Source organism: Candidatus Acetothermia bacterium, from assembly GCA_024653305.1.
Classification (GTDB): domain Bacteria; phylum Bipolaricaulota; class Bipolaricaulia; order Bipolaricaulales; family Bipolaricaulaceae; genus JACIWI01.
On the sequence record JANLFW010000011.1, the window covers coordinates 1,950 to 16,529 of the forward strand.

Here is a 14,580-nt window from a genome sequence, read left to right on the forward strand (position 1 = left end):
GCCCTGCGCGTGGTGCGGACGCCGGCCGAGGTGTTGCCTATGGCCCTCGCCTACTTGCGCATCGAGTGCCTAGGGCTCCCGATGATGTTCGGCACGTTCGCGTTCACCGGGCTCCTCCTTGGGGTCGGGGACACCCGAACCCCGATGTACCTCATGGGCACCTCCGTTCTCGCCAATGCCATGTTGGACCCGTTCTTCATCTTTGGGTGGGGGCCGTTCCCCGCGCTTGGGGTGGCCGGAGCGGCCATCGCCACCGTGCTTTCCCGCGGGCTGGCGGCCCTGGTCGGGCTGTGGCTCCTCACCACAGGGAGGGTGGGACTCCGGCTGCGGCGGGACCGGCTCCTGCCCCGCTCTGCCCGGGTGCGCGAGATCGGGCGCGTGGGGATCCCCAACGTCCTCGATCAAGCGGGCACTTCGTTTGGGTTCGTGATCCTGATGGCCCTCGTGGCCGGGTTTGGGACCACCGTGGTCGCTGCGTACGGTGTAGGGAACCGGCTCATCAACCTGCTCAACGTGGCGATCTGGGGAGCGACGAGCGCCTTGGTGGCGATGGTGGGGCAGAACCTGGGCGCCGAGCAGACGGCGCGGGCGGAGGAGATCGCGCGGCGGGGCGTCCGGGCCACGTTCCTCGTCCTGGGGGGTCTATCCCTCCTGACGTTCCTCGTTCGGGAGCCGCTGTACCGGGTGTTCATCGCCGATCCGGCGGTGATCGAAGAGGGGGCACGGTTCCTGGCCATCTTCGGGTTCTCGGTGCCGTTCTTCGGCCTGTTCGCCGCCGCGGGCGCCGTGTTCCGGGGATCTGGGCACACCGTGCCCCCGATGGTGTTCTCCCTGATCCGGCTGTGGGGTCTGCGCATCGGGATGTCCTGGCTCCTCGCCTACCTTTGGGGCTTGGGACCGACCGGCTTGTGGATGGGCATGGCCCTCAGCAACGCGGCGGCCGGGGTGGGGCTCCTCGCGTGGCTCCGCCGCGGGACTTGGAAGCGCAAGGTGATCACGGCCCCCGCCGCGGTGGAACGAGGCGCCACCCCTTGACAGGGAGCCCCGGATCGGCGTATATATAGGTGCGATGTGCAAGCTCGTTCTAGCGGAGGAGGTGATCGCCGGGAAGCCTAGCTTCTGCGGGTACTGGTTCGCATAGGGGCGTGACCTCTCGCTGAGAGGGAGCGCCCGTTCACCGCAAGCTCAGCTTGCGGGTTTTTATTTGCCCGAAGGGGAGGTAGACATGCGAAAGCTTGTATTAGCCGCAGTGCTAGCAGCTTTTGGACTCCTCAGTCTGGGCCGGCCGATCGTGATCGGCATCACCCAGATCGTGGACCACCCCGCCCTGAACGCGGTGCGCGATGGGGTGATCGCGACCCTGCGCGAGGCGGGCTACGTGGACGGACAGAACGTGCGGTTCATCCTGGGCAACGCCCAAGGGGACTTCTCGGTGGCCATCGCCATCGCCCAGAACTTCCTCGCCCAAGGGGTGGACCTCGTGGTGTCCATCGCTACCCCCACTTCCCAGGCCGCCGTTCAGGTGTTCAAGGACACCGGGATCCCCGTGGTGTTCTCGGCGGTGACGGACCCGGTGGGGGCTGGTCTCACCGGTTATCCCAATGTGACCGGGCTTTCTGACCTGATCGATGTTCGGGCGGACCTAATGCTCCTGCAGGAGTTGGTGCCTGGGGCCAAACGGGTGGGGATGGTGTACAACCCCGGGGAAGTGAACTCCGCGATCCTTACGGCGATGGCGGAGAAGGCGGCCCGGGAGTTGGGCCTCACCATCGTGGCTGCAGCCGCCGAGAACACGGCGGCCGTGCCCCTGGCCGCCCAGTCCCTCATCGGCCGGGTGGATGCCCTCTACGTGACCACCGACAACACCGTAGTTGCGGCATTGGAAGCAGTGGTAGATGTGGCGAACCGGGAGCGCCTCCCGTTCCTGGTGGCCGACCCCACGAGCCTGGAGCGGGGGGCCCTGATGTGCACGGGATTCGACTACTACGACCATGGCCTCATGACCGGGGAAGTGGTGGCCAACGTCCTCGCTGGCGTTGCGCCCAAGGACATCCCCATCACCTACCAGAGGGGCACCCAGGTCTGGCTCAACTTGGACATGGCCCAGCGGATCGGGTTTGCCTTCCCGACCTCGGTGGTGGGGAAGGCCACCGGGATCCTCCTCGGGGGCCGGCGGTTCGTAGCCGAGGAGTAGGAGCGCCAGGGTGACGCTGGTCCTTCCCGCGGTGGAGCAGGGGCTCATCTACGGCCTCATGGCCCTGGGGGTGTACCTTTCATTCCGAGTCCTCGCGTTCCCCGATCTGTCCGTGGACGGGACGTTCCCCCTTGGGGCGGCGCTGGCCGCGGCCCTCATCACCGCGGGATGGGACCCGTTCCTGGCGAGCCTGGTGGCGCTGGGGGCCGGGGCCGCGGCCGGGGCCTTCACCGGGGTCCTCGCCACCAAGTTTCGCATCCAGGGGCTCCTCGCTGGTGTGCTCACCATGATCATGCTGTATTCCCTGAACCTGCGGATCATGGGGCGACCCAACCTCGCCCTCCTCGGCCGCCCCTCGGTCCTCCGCCTCGCCACCGGGGCGTTGGGGTTGCCCAACCCGTGGGGGTTGGTCGTCGTGGTTGCGATCTTGGCGTTGGCGCTGAAGTTCCTGTTGGACACGTTCTTCCACACCGAGCTGGGGATGGCCCTGCGGGCTACGGGGGACAACCCGGATGTGGTGCGGGCGTACGGGGTGAGCCCGGAGGGGATGACGATCCTCGGGCTCGCCCTGTCCAACGCCCTGGTGGCCTTGGCCGGGGCCTTGGCCGCCCAGTACTCGGGGTTCGCCGACGTGGGGATGGGGGTGGGGACCATCGTGGCCGGGCTGGCCTCGGTGATCGTGGGGGAGATGCTCCTCCGTCCCCGGTCGGTGGGGTGGGCCACGGCCGCGGTCCTCCTCGGGTCGTGCCTGTACCGGGGGGCGATCCTCGTCGCCCTTCGGTACGGGGGGGCGCTGGGATTCACCCCCTCCGACCTCAGGCTCCTCACCGCCCTCGTGGTGCTGGGGGCCCTGATGGCCCCGGCCCTGCGGACCCGCATCAAGGGGGAGGAGGCATGATCCTGGAACTGCAGGGGATTTCCAAGACGTTCGCCGTGGGGGCAGAGCGGGTGGAGGCGCTGGCAGGGGTGGACCTGGCCCTGGAGGCCGGGGAGTTCGTGACCGTGATTGGCTCCAACGGGGCCGGGAAATCCACGCTGCTTAACGTGATCGCCGGCACATGCCGTCCGGCCCGAGGTCGGGTGCGGATCGCCGGGGTGGACGTGACCCGGTGGCCAGCCCACCGCCGGGCCCGCTGGATCGGACGGGTGTTCCAAGACCCCCTGCGGGGCACGGCCGCCCACATGACGGTGGCGGAGAACCTTGCCCTGGCCCAGCGCAAGGGGCGGCGGGGGCTGGGGCTCCCCCTCACCCAGGCCCGCCGGCGGGCCTTGGCCGCGGCGGTGGCCCACCTCGGGATGGGGCTGGAAGGGCGCCTGACCGAGCGGGTGGCCCACCTCTCTGGGGGGGAGCGCCAGGCCCTCACCGTCCTCATGGCCACCCTGTCCGGACCGAAGATCCTCCTCCTCGACGAGCACACGGCGGCTTTGGACCCGGCCAATGCCGACCGGGTGCTCGCCATCACCGCGCGGCTCGTGCGGGAGAAGGGCATCGCCACCCTCATGGTCACCCACCGCATGGACCAGGCCCTCCAGGTGGGGGACCGCCTCATCATGATGCACAAGGGGCGGATCGTCCTGGACCTGGGGGCGTCCCAGAAAACCAGCCTTGGCGTGGAGGACCTCGTGGCCCTGTTCAAGCGGGCCGGGGTCACGGACGACGAGCTCCTCCTCGAGGCCCCCGTGCGCTAGTGCCATGCGGATCGGCGTGATCGGGGTGGGCACGATCGGAGCGGCCCTGGTGGAGGGGCTCCTCCGGGCTGGGGCCGCGGAGCCCCAAGACATCGCGGGCACCACCGGCCATCCCGAATCGGCCATGGAAGCCAAGCGGCGCCTTGGGATCGACGTGCACACCGACAACCGCGCCCTGGCCAGGGACCGGGACGTGGTGATCCTGGCGGTGAAACCGGCCACGATGCCGAAGGTGCTCGCAGAGGTGAAGGACCTGCTTTCGCCCAGCCAGGTTGTGATCACGCTCGCCGCTGCTACCCCCATCCGGTCGGTGGAGGAAGCCCTCGGCCGGCCCATTCCCGTGATCCGGGCCATGCCCAACACCCCGTGCCAGATCGGCCAGGGGATGACCGCCCTCTGCCCGGGGCGCCACGCGGGGCCCCACCACCTGGCCCTGGCCCGGGCCGTGTTCTCCCCCCTCGGGCGCGTGGCCACTGTGGACGACGAGGGGCTCATGGACGCGGTGACCGCCCTTTCCGGGTCCGGGCCGGCCTACGCCTACATCATCATCGAGGCCCTGGCCGAGGGCGGGGTGAAGATGGGGCTTCCCCGGAAGCTCGCCACAGAGCTCGCGGCCCAGGCCCTCCTCGGCGGGGCCGCCCTCGTCCTCCAGTCCGGCCAACACCCGGCCGTGCCTAAGGCCGATGTCACCACCCCCGCCGGTGTCACCATCGATGGCCTCATGGCCCTGGAGGAAGGGGGGCTGAGGGTGGCCCTGATCAAAGCGGTGGTGGCCGCCACCGAGCGGGCGAAAACCCTCGCCCGCTGAACCTAGCAGCCCATGTGAGCATAGCCCGCTTCCGCGTTCAAGCGCCTGCAGAACTGTGATTCGTGACGCGTCATGTATGATGCGTTACGGGTGTTTTTGTGCCGCAGGTCCACGGACCTCGGTTTCCCACGCAGCCTACTCGCCCTCGTCGTCGGAAAGAAGGGCCAGGGCCCGCAGGCCCTTCGCCCCCAGGCCCGGTGTGGCAAGGAGCGTCTCGAAGCATAACGTCGTCCATAAAGGACGACGCTACGCCCCGCGGGCCTCCCCCTCTCCCCGTGTGGGAGAGGGCTGGGGTGAGGGGACCACCCTCTCCCTGAGCCATGGTACCCCGCGCTCCTTGCGGGACAAGCGTCCGGAACGCTACACTAACGCGGTCATGCTTCGGCAGGACGTGGTCGCCTTCTTGGAGGAGCGCTTCCCGCAGGCCCTCGCCGAGCCCTGGGACCGGACCGGGCTTCAGGTCGGCCCACTGGACGCCCCTTGTCGGCGGGTCCTCGTGGCCCTGGACCTCGACCTCGGGCTGGTCCCCACGCTTCAGGGCGTCGATCTCCTCATCACCCATCACCCCCTGCTCTTCCGTCCGCTCGACCGGCTGTTGCCGGGGACACCGCTTGGGGACAAGGTCCGCGCCCTCCTCGCCGACGGGGCCGCGTGCTACGCCGTGCACACCCCGTACGACGTCGCTCGGGGAGGCCTGGGCGAGGTCCTGGCCGATCTCTTGGGGCTCCAGGGGCCGCGCCCGCTCGTCCCACGGGGGAGGTTGATCAAGCTCGCGGTGTTCGTGCCCGAGAGCCACGCAGACGCGGTGGCCGCCGCAGTGTTCGCCGCCGGGGCCGGGCAGATCGGGCGCTATGGGCATTGCTCGTTCCGTGCCCGCGGCACGGGGACCTTCCTCCCCGAGGAGGGGACTCGCCCTTACATCGGTGCGATCGGGCGGGAGGAGCGCGTGGACGAGGTGCGCCTGGAGACGGTGGTCCCGGCCGAGCGGCTCACCCAGGCCCTTTCCGCCCTGCGCGCCGCCCACCCCTACGAGGAAGTGGCGTACGATGTGTACCCCCTCGAGAACGCGGCCGCGTGGCACGGCCTGGGCCGGGTGGGGGACTTGCTTCAGGAGACCCCGGCGCGGGAGGTGGCCGCCCGCCTGGCCTGCGCGCTGGGGGCGTCCGGTCCCAGGTCCACCTACGGCGACCTCGACCGCCCAGTGCGGCGGGTCGCGGTCTGTGGAGGGGACGGCGGTGACCTATGGCGAGACGCCTTCACCGCTGGAGCCGAGCTTTACCTCACCGGGGAGATCGGGTACCACCAGGGCCTGGAGGCAGCCGAATCCGGCCTTGCCGTGGCCGCGCTAGGCCACCGGGAGACGGAGCGCCCGTTCGTGGGGCACGTGGCCGGCCTCCTTCGGGAGCAGTTCCCGTCGCTCGAGGTGATCGCGGCATGACCGACCAGCTTCAGCAGCTGCTCGCGCTCGCGGAGGTGGACAACGCCATTCGCACCGTGGACGGCCGTCTCGCCGATCTCGCCGCGGAGGAGGCGCGGCTGCGTGACCGGCTGGCTCAGGAAGAGGAGGCGTTTCGCAAGCGCCAGGAGGCACACCGGCGCCTGCGGCACGAGGCCCTCACCAAGTCCACCGAGGTCGATGCCACCGATGCCAAGATCCGCGGGTATCAGAAGAAGCTCGACCACGAGATCATCCCGTACAAGGAGATGGAGTACCTGCGGGAGCAGGTGGCCCTCCTTCGTGCCCGCCTGGATGGGCTTGCCGAGGAGGCGCTCCGGCTCATGGAGGAAGCGGAACAGGATGGGGAGCGGCTGCGGGAGGACGAGGCGCGCCACCGGGAGCGGGTCAGGTGCATCCAGGACGACCTCGCCGAGGTGGGCCGTCAGCGGGACGGGCTTCTCAAGCAAAAGGATGACCTCAACGCGAAGAGAGAGGTCCTGGCCGCGGAGGTCCCTCCCCACCTGCACCAGCACTACGAGCGCCTGCGGGGGAGCGTGTCCAGCCCGGTGGTTCCGGTGGATGGGGGCACGTGCGGGGGGTGCCACCTGCGCCTGGCCGATACCACCCTCGAGCGGGTCCGGGAGGGCCGGGAGGTGGTGACCTGCGAAAACTGCTCGCGGTTCCTGTACTGGCGGTGGCGCTGACCGTTGCCACTCCCCTTCTTCCTGACCCGATCGGCTCGATCAACGACTACGGCCAGACCCTGGAGCGGGCGGAGCGGGAGCGGCTGAAGGAGATCATCGCCGCCCTCGAGGGTCATGGGCTCGCTCTCGTGTACTTGGCGAGCTGGCGCGATCCGTTCGGGAACCCCAGTGTCTACGCCCATGAGGTGTTCCGGGCGTGGCGCCTTCCCCCGGAGGCGGTGCTGGTGGTGCTCCTCCGGGTCGAGGGGGTGGGGTGGCGAGCGGTCGCCCAGCTCGGGGCCAAGGCCCAGGGGGCGATCCCGGCTGGGCCGTGGGAGGCCCTCCTCGACCGCGCGGAGGTGGAGGCCAACCGCGGGCGGACGGCCTCGGCCGTGCTCAAGTTGGCCCAGGGGCTCCTGGAACTCGTCACCACAGGCCCGAAGGACGAGGGGAGGACGCTGGGGGTATGGCCGTACGTGATCGTCGGTGTGGGCGGCGCAGCTGGGGCCGTGTTCTTCATCGCCCGACGGGTCTGCCCGCGGTGCTTGCGACCGCTGCGCCGCCGGGAGTCATTGGGCGGTATAATGTGGGTGTGCCCCCGTTGTCGATGCACGAGGGCACCCGCGCGGTGGGGGAGACGGCCAGGGGGCCGCGGGGGTGTTTACCCCTGAGGAAGGTCCGGACTCCGCCGGGCAGGCCGCTCGGGGCAACCCGAGAGGGGGCGACCCCTGGAAAGTGCCACAGAGAACAGACCGCCAGCGGCCCACACGGGTGCGGGCAAGGGTGAAACGGTGGGGCAAGAGCCCACCGCCGGGGCCGCGAGGCTCCCGGGCACGGTAAACCCCGGCCGGAGCAAGGCCAAATAGGGAGGCGGTTGAGGGTGGCCCGCCCGATGCCTCCGGGTAGGCCGCATAGATGGATGGCCCCCCTCGACAGAATCCGGCCTATGGCCCTCTCCCCCAGCACGGCTATAATTCACGCCTGAGGTTGATCAAGGAGGTGCAAGACCATGTTCGGGCTCTTCTACCCGGAGACGCTGATCATCCTCCTCCCTGCCCTCATCCTCGCCATCTACGCCCAGCACAAGGTGCGGAGCACGTACGCCAAATACCTCCAGGTTCCGACCCAGCGTCGGGTGACCGCCGCTCAGGTGGCGGACGAGATCCTGGCCCGGGCCGGGGTGAGCGGGGTCAAGATCGAGGGCACGGGCCGCGCCCTCGGCGACCACTACGACCCGCGCTCCCGCACCCTCCGCCTCTCCGCCGCCGGCTCGGCGTCGGTGGCGGCGGTGGGCGTGGCCGCCCACGAGGCCGGACACGCGATCCAGCACGCCCAGAGGTACGCCCCCCTCGCCCTACGCTCGGCGGTGGTCCCAGCGGCGATGTTCGGTTCCCAGCTCGCGTTCCCGTTGTTCTTCATCGGCCTCTTTATGCGCGCCGATCCTCTGGTGAACATCGGGATCATCCTGTTCTCGGCGGCGGTCCTGTTCACCCTAATCACCTTGCCCGTGGAGTTCAACGCCTCTAGGCGGGCGGTGGCGGCGCTGCGCACGAGCGGGCACGTGACCCAGGAGGAGCTCGGCGCGGTGAAGGAGGTCCTGACCGCGGCTGCCCTGACCTACGTCGCTGCCGCAGCGATGGCCGCCCTCCAGCTCCTCTCGATGCTCATGGTCGCCAACCGGCGTCGATGAAGCTGGCCCCGTCTCTCCTCTCCGCCGACTTCGGCCGCCTCGCCGAGGAGGTGAAACGAGTCGAGGGGGTAGTCGACTACCTCCATCTCGACGTGATGGACGGGCACTTCGTGCCCAACCTCACGTTTGGCCCGCCCGTGGCCAACGCCTTGCGCCGGCACACCCCGCTTCCGTTCGACATCCACCTCATGATCGACCGCCCGGCCCTCTATGCCCCGCAGTTCAAGGTGGGTCCTGAGGACATGATCACGTTCCACGTGGAGGCGAAGGATCCACCGGACCAGACGATCCGCGTCATCCGCGGCCTGGGGTGCCGGGTGGGGATCTCCGTTCGGCCCGGCACGCCCCTGGACGCGATCCGCCCCCACCTGGGGGACGTAGATCTGGTGCTGGTGATGAGCGTGGAGCCGGGGTTCGGCGGGCAGGCGTTTAACCCTGAGGCGGTGGACCGCATCCGGCGCCTGCAGGGGGAACTCCGGGGGCGGCCGGTGGTCATCGCCGTGGACGGGGGGATCGGCCCGGAGAACGTGCGCCAGGTGGTGGAGGCGGGGGCGGAGGTGGTGGTGGCCGGTTCGGCGATCTTCGCTCAACCCGACCCCCGGGCGGCGGCGCTCGCCCTATGGAAGGCGGCGGGGTACACGAGAGGTTCATGAGGCGGGCCCTGGAGCTGGCGCGGCAGGGCGAGGGCTGCACGCGGCCCAACCCACTCGTGGGGGCGGTGGTGGTGCGGGAGGGGGCGGTGATCGCCGAGGGGTACCACACCCGGTGCGGCGGCCCCCACGCCGAGGCCGTGGCCTTGGAGAAGGCCGGGGACCGGGCCCGTGGGGCCGACCTCTACGTGAACCTGGAGCCCTGCGTTCATCGGGAGAAGAAGACCCCGCCCTGCACCGAGGCCATCATCGCCTCCGGAATTCGCCGGGTCATCGTGGCCATCCGCGACCCTAACCCCCTTGTGGACGGAAAGGGGATCGCGCGGTTGCGGGCAGCGGGGATCGAGGCCGTGGAGGGGGTGCTCGCCGACGAGGCCCGCCGCCTGAACGAGGCTTTCTTCCACTGGATTCGTAACCGAACTCCATTCGTGGTCCTCAAGCTGGCGATGTCCCTGGACGGGAAGATCGCCACGGCCACAGGCAGGTCCCGGTGGCTGACCGGGCCCGAGGCGCGGCGGCTCGTCCACGCCCTGCGCCGCCGCTACGCCGCGGTCCTGGTGGGGGTGGGGACGGTGCTCGCCGACGACCCGGAGCTCACGGTGCGCGAGGTCCCGGGCCCGCAGCCGCTCAGGATCGTGCTCGATTCCCGAGGGCGGATCCCCGTTGGGGCCAAGGTCCTGTCCCCGGGCGCGCCCACCCTGATCGCTGCCACCGAGGCGATGCCCGCGGAGGTCGAACGGGGGTTGCGGGCACGGGGGGCGGAGGTGTGGCGGCTGCCGGCGCGGCAGGGGCGCGTGGACCTCCGGGAGCTCCTCATGCGTCTGGGGGAGCGGGAGGTCGACTCGCTGCTCGTGGAGGGCGGGGCGGAGGTGGCCTGGTCGTTCCTCTCCCAGGGGCTTGTGCACAAGATCGTGTTCTTCTACGCCCCCCTCGTCCTCGGGGGGCGCGACGCAGTCCACGCCGTAGGCGGGGAAGGGGTCCCCGATCCGAGCGAGGCGATCCGGATCCACGACCTCGCCGTGGAGCGGGTTGGCGACGACCTCCTCGTGAGTGGCTATCCAGTTGCACCCGCTCCTGGAGAGGAAGGACGAGGTTTGCTGTCCGAAGGAGCAGGCGGTGGAGTGCGTTGCGGCGGTCAGGGAGAGGGGAACTCCTGCTGAATCCAGCGTTGGAAGAACACGTCGGTGAACTGGTGGACTCCGTTCGTCCTCTCCAGGATCTCGTCCGCGAGCAGCCGGGCGACGACCCGCTGGACACTGGAGGCAGGTCCGAGGTTGTGGTTGAGCAAGAACTCGCTTGCGTAGATTTGGACCGCGGGACCACCCGCATGGGCCAAGACAACCAAGAGCCGTCGGCTCGGGAGGGCAACATGTCCCATAGGTCATGGAACGCGTGCGCCTCACGCAGGAAGACCTCCCGCACCCCGGCGGCCACATCGTCTTGGGCGAGGGCTCCCTTATCCCGAAACCGGTCCCACAGGATGTGGCACAGAAGCTGGGTGTAGTAGGGATGGTTGTCGGTGATCCGCAGGATCTCCAGCACCGCTTCCCGCTCCACCCGAACCCCCGTCTCCCGGAACCGCCCTTCGATGAACTGGGCGAACCGGTCCGCGGGGATGCGGTTCTTGTTCTGGAAGACCTCCTGCATGAGGTGGCGTTTGCTGCCCAGGAACACGTAGGATACGTGCGCGTGGAGCTGGGAGTGGCTCCGCATCCGGCGTTCCACCTGTCCTCCCTCGTCCCAGTTCGCGAGCTCCTGGAACTCGTCGAACGCCACCACACCCCGCTTCCCTTGCTGGCGGCACACCCTCTCCGTTGCCGCAAACAGGTCGTCGAGGAGCGGGGCCTGGTCGCTGCGGGGATCAAACTCGAACTCGAGCTCGGCCCGTTCCCCCTTGATACGCAATCACCGTTACGCACAATGCGTAACCATCCTGCCGGAAATGTCCCCTCGGTCAAGGCGCAGTCGCAAAGTACCGCCGAAAGCCGGCAAGCCGCGAGGGCCCCCTGACGCAATCATACCTACTTTGACCAGAACCTCCGCTTGCGGCCGTAGGCCGCAAGCAGCGCTTTCTTGTACTCATCGTGCGGGAGGACGCCGCGCCAGTCCCCGATCTTGGCAGCCAACCCGTCCAGCTTCTTCGGGTAACGGACCCCATGATGGTAGTGTCGCGACTGCGCTCGACTCAGGATCGATTCGAGCAAAGCGCGGTAGACACAGCCGCCCCCACCGGGCGTCCGGCCTTTTCCAAACCCTTCGCCAGGGGCTGCAGGTACATGTATACGACCAAGAAGGCGGCGTCGCCCTCGGAGAGCCGCGCGCCTCTCAGGATCTTCTGCACCTCGTCCTCGATCACGCGGTCCCGCTCGGACTCCCCGATCGCCCGAAGTAGCATGTCCAGTGTCTCCCTGCTGCGACGGTTCAGGAACAGGCGCCAAGCCGTTCATGGATGGCGTAGAGAAGCCGGTCTCGCTCGACGGCGTCGAACCGATCCCCATGGGGAATTCGCTCCATCCAGAACAGGGCCATCTCGGCGTCGCCGGTTTCGAGGTAGACTCTCGCGATCTCCGTGCACGTTGTGGCTGAAAGCTCGGGATGCGAGGTCAACCTTGCCCTCTCGAACAGGAGCTCCACCCCAAGCCACCGGTGGTTCGCTTTCGCCTCGTTCCCAGAAGCGGGAGGCGAGGGCGCGCGCCTCCTCCTCCGGCAGGAACTTCGCGGCGGCCTCCACCAGCTCCGCCCGCACCCCGTAGTCGTCCTGCTCGTAAAGCCGGAACAGAAGATCGGCTACCCCAGGCTTTGTCCGTGCACGCGGCTGCATAGTGGACGAAAAGCTCCCTGGCGTCGTAGCGAAACACGTCGCCGATTGCCCCGTTTGAGTCATCGCACCGCTCGAAGATCGCCCGGTCGCACTCGAAGAACTCCGCCAGCAACCGAAGGCATGTCTTCCGTTTCAACCCGGAAAGCCCGTCTTTGAACCGCTCGACGCTCTCTTCAGGGGTGGAGAGCAACCTCTCGACGTGCTCGGCGGCCTCATCCGAGCGCGAGGCGAGGTAGAACAGGGCGTCCGCCAAAGAAGACCTCAGCCGAGTGGTTAGCAGTCTCCTTCCTCGTGTGACCGTACCGGTGATAGGCCTGGGGCGATCGCGGTATCCCTGCGGTTATACTTCACTCCCATGAAGTTCAAGACCCCGTCGCGGGAGGAAATCCTCACCGGGCCACCCCTCCGGACGATGGCCCGGATCGGTGGGCCAGCCGTCATCTCCTCCCTCATCTTCACCCTGTACAACCTCGCCGACGCGTTCTGGATCGGCCGCCTCCCCAAGGCCGAGTCCGCGGCGGCGGTGGCCGGGATCCAGGTGTCCTGGCCGATCGTGTGGTTCCTCATTTCGTTCATATCCGGGTTTGGCGGGGCGGCGGTAAGCGCGCTCGTGGCCCAGTACGTGGGGGCCGGCCGGCCCAAAGAGGCCAACTACGCCCTGAACCAGCTCCTCTCCCTTTCCGCGGTGTCCGGGATCATGTTGGGGGTGGCCGGCTACTTCCTGTCCCCGTGGCTTCTCGCCCTCCTCATCGGGGAAGGCACGGTGGCGAGCGCGGCGTCCCTGTACATCCAGATCATCTTCCTTGGGCTTCCCACCATGGTCCTGCCCGGCCTCTTCTATTCCGCCCTCGCTGCCACCGGGGATACCTTAACCCCGCTCCTCGTGAACGGGGGCGGAACCCTCCTCAACATGGCCCTCGATCCCCTGCTCGTCCTGGGGTGGGGGCCGGTGCCGCGGATGGGGATCCTCGGCGCCGCTTACGCCACCGTGGCCGCGCAAGGGCTGGTGATGCTCGCGTTCCTCGCCCTCCTTTGGCGGGGGAAGGGCCTTCTGCGCCTCGACCCAAGCGCCCTCCTCCCGTGGTGGGGATGGATGGTCAAGGGCCTCAGGATCGGGGTCCCGGCAGCGATCGGCCAGTCGAGCATGGCGTTCGGGTTCGTGATCATGACCGCGGTCATCGGCCGGCTCCCCAATGCCGAGGCGGCCCTGGCCGGGTATGGAATTGGCGATCGGGTGCTGGGGATCCTGTTCATCGTCACCGAGGGGCTCGGCACCGGGCTCACGACGATGGTCGGCCAGGCCCTGGGGGCAGGGGCGATGGACCGCGCCCAGGAACTCGTGCGCAAGGGACTACGGGCGCTGATCGTGATCCTCGCCGCGGAGGCTGGGCTCCTTTGGCTGATCCGCTATCCGGCCGTGGCGATGTTCATCCCGGGGAGGGAGGACGTGATCGAACTCGGGGCCCGGTTCATCGGGGCATTTGCGGTGAGCATGCCGTTCTTGGGCACGTTTTTCGCGGCGATGGCCATCTACCGCGGTTCCGGGCACAACGTGCCGACGATGGTGCTGGGGGTCGTGCGGCTGTGGGTCCTGCGGATCCCGCTTTCCTACCTTTTTGGGTTCCCGCTTGGGCTTGGGGCCGACGGGGTGTGGTGGGGGATGTCCCTCTCCAACGTGATCGCGGGGCTGATCGCGCTCGGATTCCTCCTCAGCCGCAGCTGGCAGCGGTCGGTGGTGGAGGAGTCCAAGGGGATTCCGGGCTGAGGGCCTACTTTCGCCGGAGCTTCACGACGGTCCCGTAGGCCACGATCCCAGGGGCCCCGGACATGGTCTGGGCGCTGGCGAGCATCTCCGCGTAGTCCTTGATCTCGCCCCCCACGCCCGATGTGCCTCGCCCGGATGGTGTTCCCCGTGACCAGGCCCAGCGCCTCCACGATCTATCCTGGGCCTGGTCAATCGTCCGTCCCCAGCACCGCGCGCCTCGTTCCACCTCTCCTGAACAAGCCCGGTCACCGTGAGGAGGAGCCCCGCCGCCCCGAGCAAGGAACAGAAGGGCCGACCCCACGACCAGCCCATACCCCAGTTTGAGAGTTTAAGCATTCGCCCATTATGAGGTCGATCCCCCACGGCCACCCGGGCCGGACCGGTATGCAGCCTTCTTCAAGTGTTTTAGCACGGGATCCCGAAACCGAATGCTCCAGCTGTTGGCCGAGCACGGGGAGCTTGCGGTGGAGGAGATCGCCCGCCGGTTGGGACTCAAGGAGCCCACCGTGTCCCGCCATCTGCAGCTCCTCAGGCTCCACGGACTGGTGAACGTGCGCGCACGGGCCCAGCTTCACTACTACTCCATAAACAAGGAGCGCATCGCCCAACAGATGCGCGCGTTCCTCGACCTCCTTCGGATCCCGGGCGCGTCGCCGTGACCGCCAGGAACGGCTCCCGGCGAGAGCAAGCGAAGGGTACAGGTGTTGGCCTATAACTGTGTTTGTCCCTTCCGCCGGCGGACGATCTTGCCCACGGCGGAGTGGAGGCCAAGCGTCCGCCCGATCTCGCTCAACGTGGACCCGTGTTCCATCGCGGCCTCGTAGATCCGCAGCATGCCCCTA

The 14,580-nt window shown here is 68.6% G+C and carries 16 protein-coding genes, 1 other RNA gene and 1 pseudogene; 14 read left to right on the forward strand and 4 right to left on the reverse strand.

All coding sequences use genetic code 11. From position 1 onward, the window contains the following. The 11 genes from NUV94_05270 to ribD form a co-directional block, all read left to right on the forward strand. Positions 1-1,035 (forward strand): MATE family efflux transporter (locus tag NUV94_05270; GenBank protein MCR4392183.1); only part of this gene is annotated, 1,035 nt, incomplete at its 5' end. A 190-nt stretch (positions 1,036-1,225) separates the two neighbouring features. Then, the gene (locus NUV94_05275; protein MCR4392184.1) at positions 1,226-2,194 is read left to right on the forward strand and encodes an ABC transporter substrate-binding protein; all 969 of its coding nucleotides are present in this window, start codon (positions 1,226-1,228) and stop codon (positions 2,192-2,194) included. A gap of 10 nt (positions 2,195-2,204) precedes the next feature. Beyond that, entirely contained in the window at positions 2,205-3,092 is an 888-nt protein-coding gene (locus tag NUV94_05280; GenBank protein ID MCR4392185.1) for an ABC transporter permease, read from the forward strand. After that, complete coding sequence (locus tag NUV94_05285) at positions 3,092-3,883, forward strand: ATP-binding cassette domain-containing protein (protein ID MCR4392186.1); 792 nt, start codon at positions 3,092-3,094, stop codon at positions 3,881-3,883. Before NUV94_05280 ends, NUV94_05285 begins: the two co-directional genes overlap by 1 nt. 4 nt (positions 3,884-3,887) lie before the next feature. Beyond that, entirely contained in the window at positions 3,888-4,691 is an 804-nt protein-coding gene (proC, locus tag NUV94_05290) for a pyrroline-5-carboxylate reductase (GenBank protein ID MCR4392187.1), read from the forward strand. A gap of 376 nt (positions 4,692-5,067) precedes the next feature. Continuing rightward, on the forward strand, positions 5,068-6,129 hold the full coding sequence (locus tag NUV94_05295) for a Nif3-like dinuclear metal center hexameric protein (GenBank protein MCR4392188.1): 1,062 nt from the start codon (positions 5,068-5,070) through the stop codon (positions 6,127-6,129). Then, positions 6,126-6,833 carry a C4-type zinc ribbon domain-containing protein gene (locus NUV94_05300; protein ID MCR4392189.1) on the forward strand — a complete coding sequence of 236 codons (708 nt, stop codon included), beginning with the start codon at positions 6,126-6,128 and terminating at the stop codon, positions 6,831-6,833. The genes NUV94_05295 and NUV94_05300 overlap by 4 nt, the downstream gene beginning before the upstream one ends. A gap of 612 nt (positions 6,834-7,445) precedes the next feature. Then, an RNA gene (gene rnpB / locus NUV94_05305) (RNase P RNA component class A) lies at positions 7,446-7,774 on the forward strand. 47 nt (positions 7,775-7,821) lie between these two features. Next, positions 7,822-8,502, forward strand: coding sequence for a zinc metallopeptidase (locus tag NUV94_05310; protein MCR4392190.1), 681 nt, complete (start codon positions 7,822-7,824; stop codon positions 8,500-8,502). Continuing rightward, on the forward strand, positions 8,499-9,155 hold the full coding sequence (gene rpe, locus NUV94_05315) for a ribulose-phosphate 3-epimerase (protein MCR4392191.1): 657 nt from the start codon (positions 8,499-8,501) through the stop codon (positions 9,153-9,155). The genes NUV94_05310 and rpe overlap by 4 nt, the downstream gene beginning before the upstream one ends. Then, entirely contained in the window at positions 9,152-10,312 is a 1,161-nt protein-coding gene (ribD, locus tag NUV94_05320) for a bifunctional diaminohydroxyphosphoribosylaminopyrimidine deaminase/5-amino-6-(5-phosphoribosylamino)uracil reductase RibD (protein MCR4392192.1), read from the forward strand. The genes rpe and ribD overlap by 4 nt, the downstream gene beginning before the upstream one ends. On the opposite strand, the gene NUV94_05325 is transcribed toward ribD, so the two are convergent. Continuing rightward, complete coding sequence (locus NUV94_05325) at positions 10,288-10,530, reverse strand: hypothetical protein (protein MCR4392193.1); 243 nt, start codon at positions 10,528-10,530, stop codon at positions 10,288-10,290. The two genes, ribD and NUV94_05325, sit on opposite strands and share 25 nt — an antisense overlap. 5 nt (positions 10,531-10,535) lie before the next feature. Here NUV94_05325 and NUV94_05330 point away from each other — a divergent pair, with 5 nt between their 5' ends. Then, positions 10,536-11,162: a hypothetical protein gene (locus NUV94_05330; protein ID MCR4392194.1), complete on the forward strand. Its 627-nt coding sequence runs from the start codon at positions 10,536-10,538 to the stop codon at positions 11,160-11,162. A 175-nt stretch (positions 11,163-11,337) separates the two neighbouring features. Here NUV94_05330 and NUV94_05335 read toward each other — a convergent pair whose 3' ends face one another. Both NUV94_05335 and NUV94_05340 read right to left on the reverse strand, forming a co-directional pair. Beyond that, a complete protein-coding gene (locus tag NUV94_05335; GenBank protein MCR4392195.1) occupies positions 11,338-11,547 on the reverse strand; it encodes a hypothetical protein in 210 nt (69 codons plus the stop codon). 26 nt (positions 11,548-11,573) lie between these two features. Next, on the reverse strand, positions 11,574-11,786 hold the full coding sequence (locus tag NUV94_05340) for a hypothetical protein (GenBank protein ID MCR4392196.1): 213 nt from the start codon (positions 11,784-11,786) through the stop codon (positions 11,574-11,576). A gap of 542 nt (positions 11,787-12,328) precedes the next feature. On the opposite strand from NUV94_05340, the gene NUV94_05345 reads away from it, so the two are divergent. Then, positions 12,329-13,738: an MATE family efflux transporter gene (locus tag NUV94_05345; GenBank protein ID MCR4392197.1), complete on the forward strand. Its 1,410-nt coding sequence runs from the start codon at positions 12,329-12,331 to the stop codon at positions 13,736-13,738. Between the two features lie 377 nt (positions 13,739-14,115). After that, positions 14,116-14,397 (forward strand): annotated as a pseudogene (locus NUV94_05350) (metalloregulator ArsR/SmtB family transcription factor). Between the two features lie 50 nt (positions 14,398-14,447). Here NUV94_05350 and NUV94_05355 read toward each other — a convergent pair. Continuing rightward, positions 14,448-14,573 carry a hypothetical protein gene (locus NUV94_05355; protein MCR4392198.1) on the reverse strand — a complete coding sequence of 42 codons (126 nt, stop codon included), beginning with the start codon at positions 14,571-14,573 and terminating at the stop codon, positions 14,448-14,450. Between the last annotated feature and the right edge of the window lie 7 nt (positions 14,574-14,580).

Excerpts from the sequence above, each read along its gene's own strand:
- NUV94_05275 (MCR4392184.1), top strand. The coding sequence starts at position 1,226 with ATGCGAAAGCTTGTATTAGCCGCAGTGCTAGCAGCTTTTGGACTCCTC.
- proC (MCR4392187.1), top strand. The coding sequence starts at position 3,888 with ATGCGGATCGGCGTGATCGGGGTGGGCACGATCGGAGCGGCCCTGGTG.
- NUV94_05295 (MCR4392188.1), top strand. The coding sequence starts at position 5,068 with ATGCTTCGGCAGGACGTGGTCGCCTTCTTGGAGGAGCGCTTCCCGCAG.
- NUV94_05300 (MCR4392189.1), top strand. The coding sequence starts at position 6,126 with ATGACCGACCAGCTTCAGCAGCTGCTCGCGCTCGCGGAGGTGGACAAC.
- NUV94_05310 (MCR4392190.1), top strand. The coding sequence starts at position 7,822 with ATGTTCGGGCTCTTCTACCCGGAGACGCTGATCATCCTCCTCCCTGCC.
- rpe (MCR4392191.1), top strand. The coding sequence starts at position 8,499 with ATGAAGCTGGCCCCGTCTCTCCTCTCCGCCGACTTCGGCCGCCTCGCC.
- ribD (MCR4392192.1), top strand. The coding sequence starts at position 9,152 with ATGAGGCGGGCCCTGGAGCTGGCGCGGCAGGGCGAGGGCTGCACGCGG.
- NUV94_05325 (MCR4392193.1), bottom strand. The coding sequence starts at position 10,530 with ATGGGACATGTTGCCCTCCCGAGCCGACGGCTCTTGGTTGTCTTGGCC.
- NUV94_05330 (MCR4392194.1), top strand. The coding sequence starts at position 10,536 with ATGGAACGCGTGCGCCTCACGCAGGAAGACCTCCCGCACCCCGGCGGC.
- NUV94_05335 (MCR4392195.1), bottom strand. The coding sequence starts at position 11,547 with ATGCTACTTCGGGCGATCGGGGAGTCCGAGCGGGACCGCGTGATCGAG.
- NUV94_05345 (MCR4392197.1), top strand. The coding sequence starts at position 12,329 with ATGAAGTTCAAGACCCCGTCGCGGGAGGAAATCCTCACCGGGCCACCC.
- NUV94_05355 (MCR4392198.1), bottom strand. The coding sequence starts at position 14,573 with ATGCTGCGGATCTACGAGGCCGCGATGGAACACGGGTCCACGTTGAGC.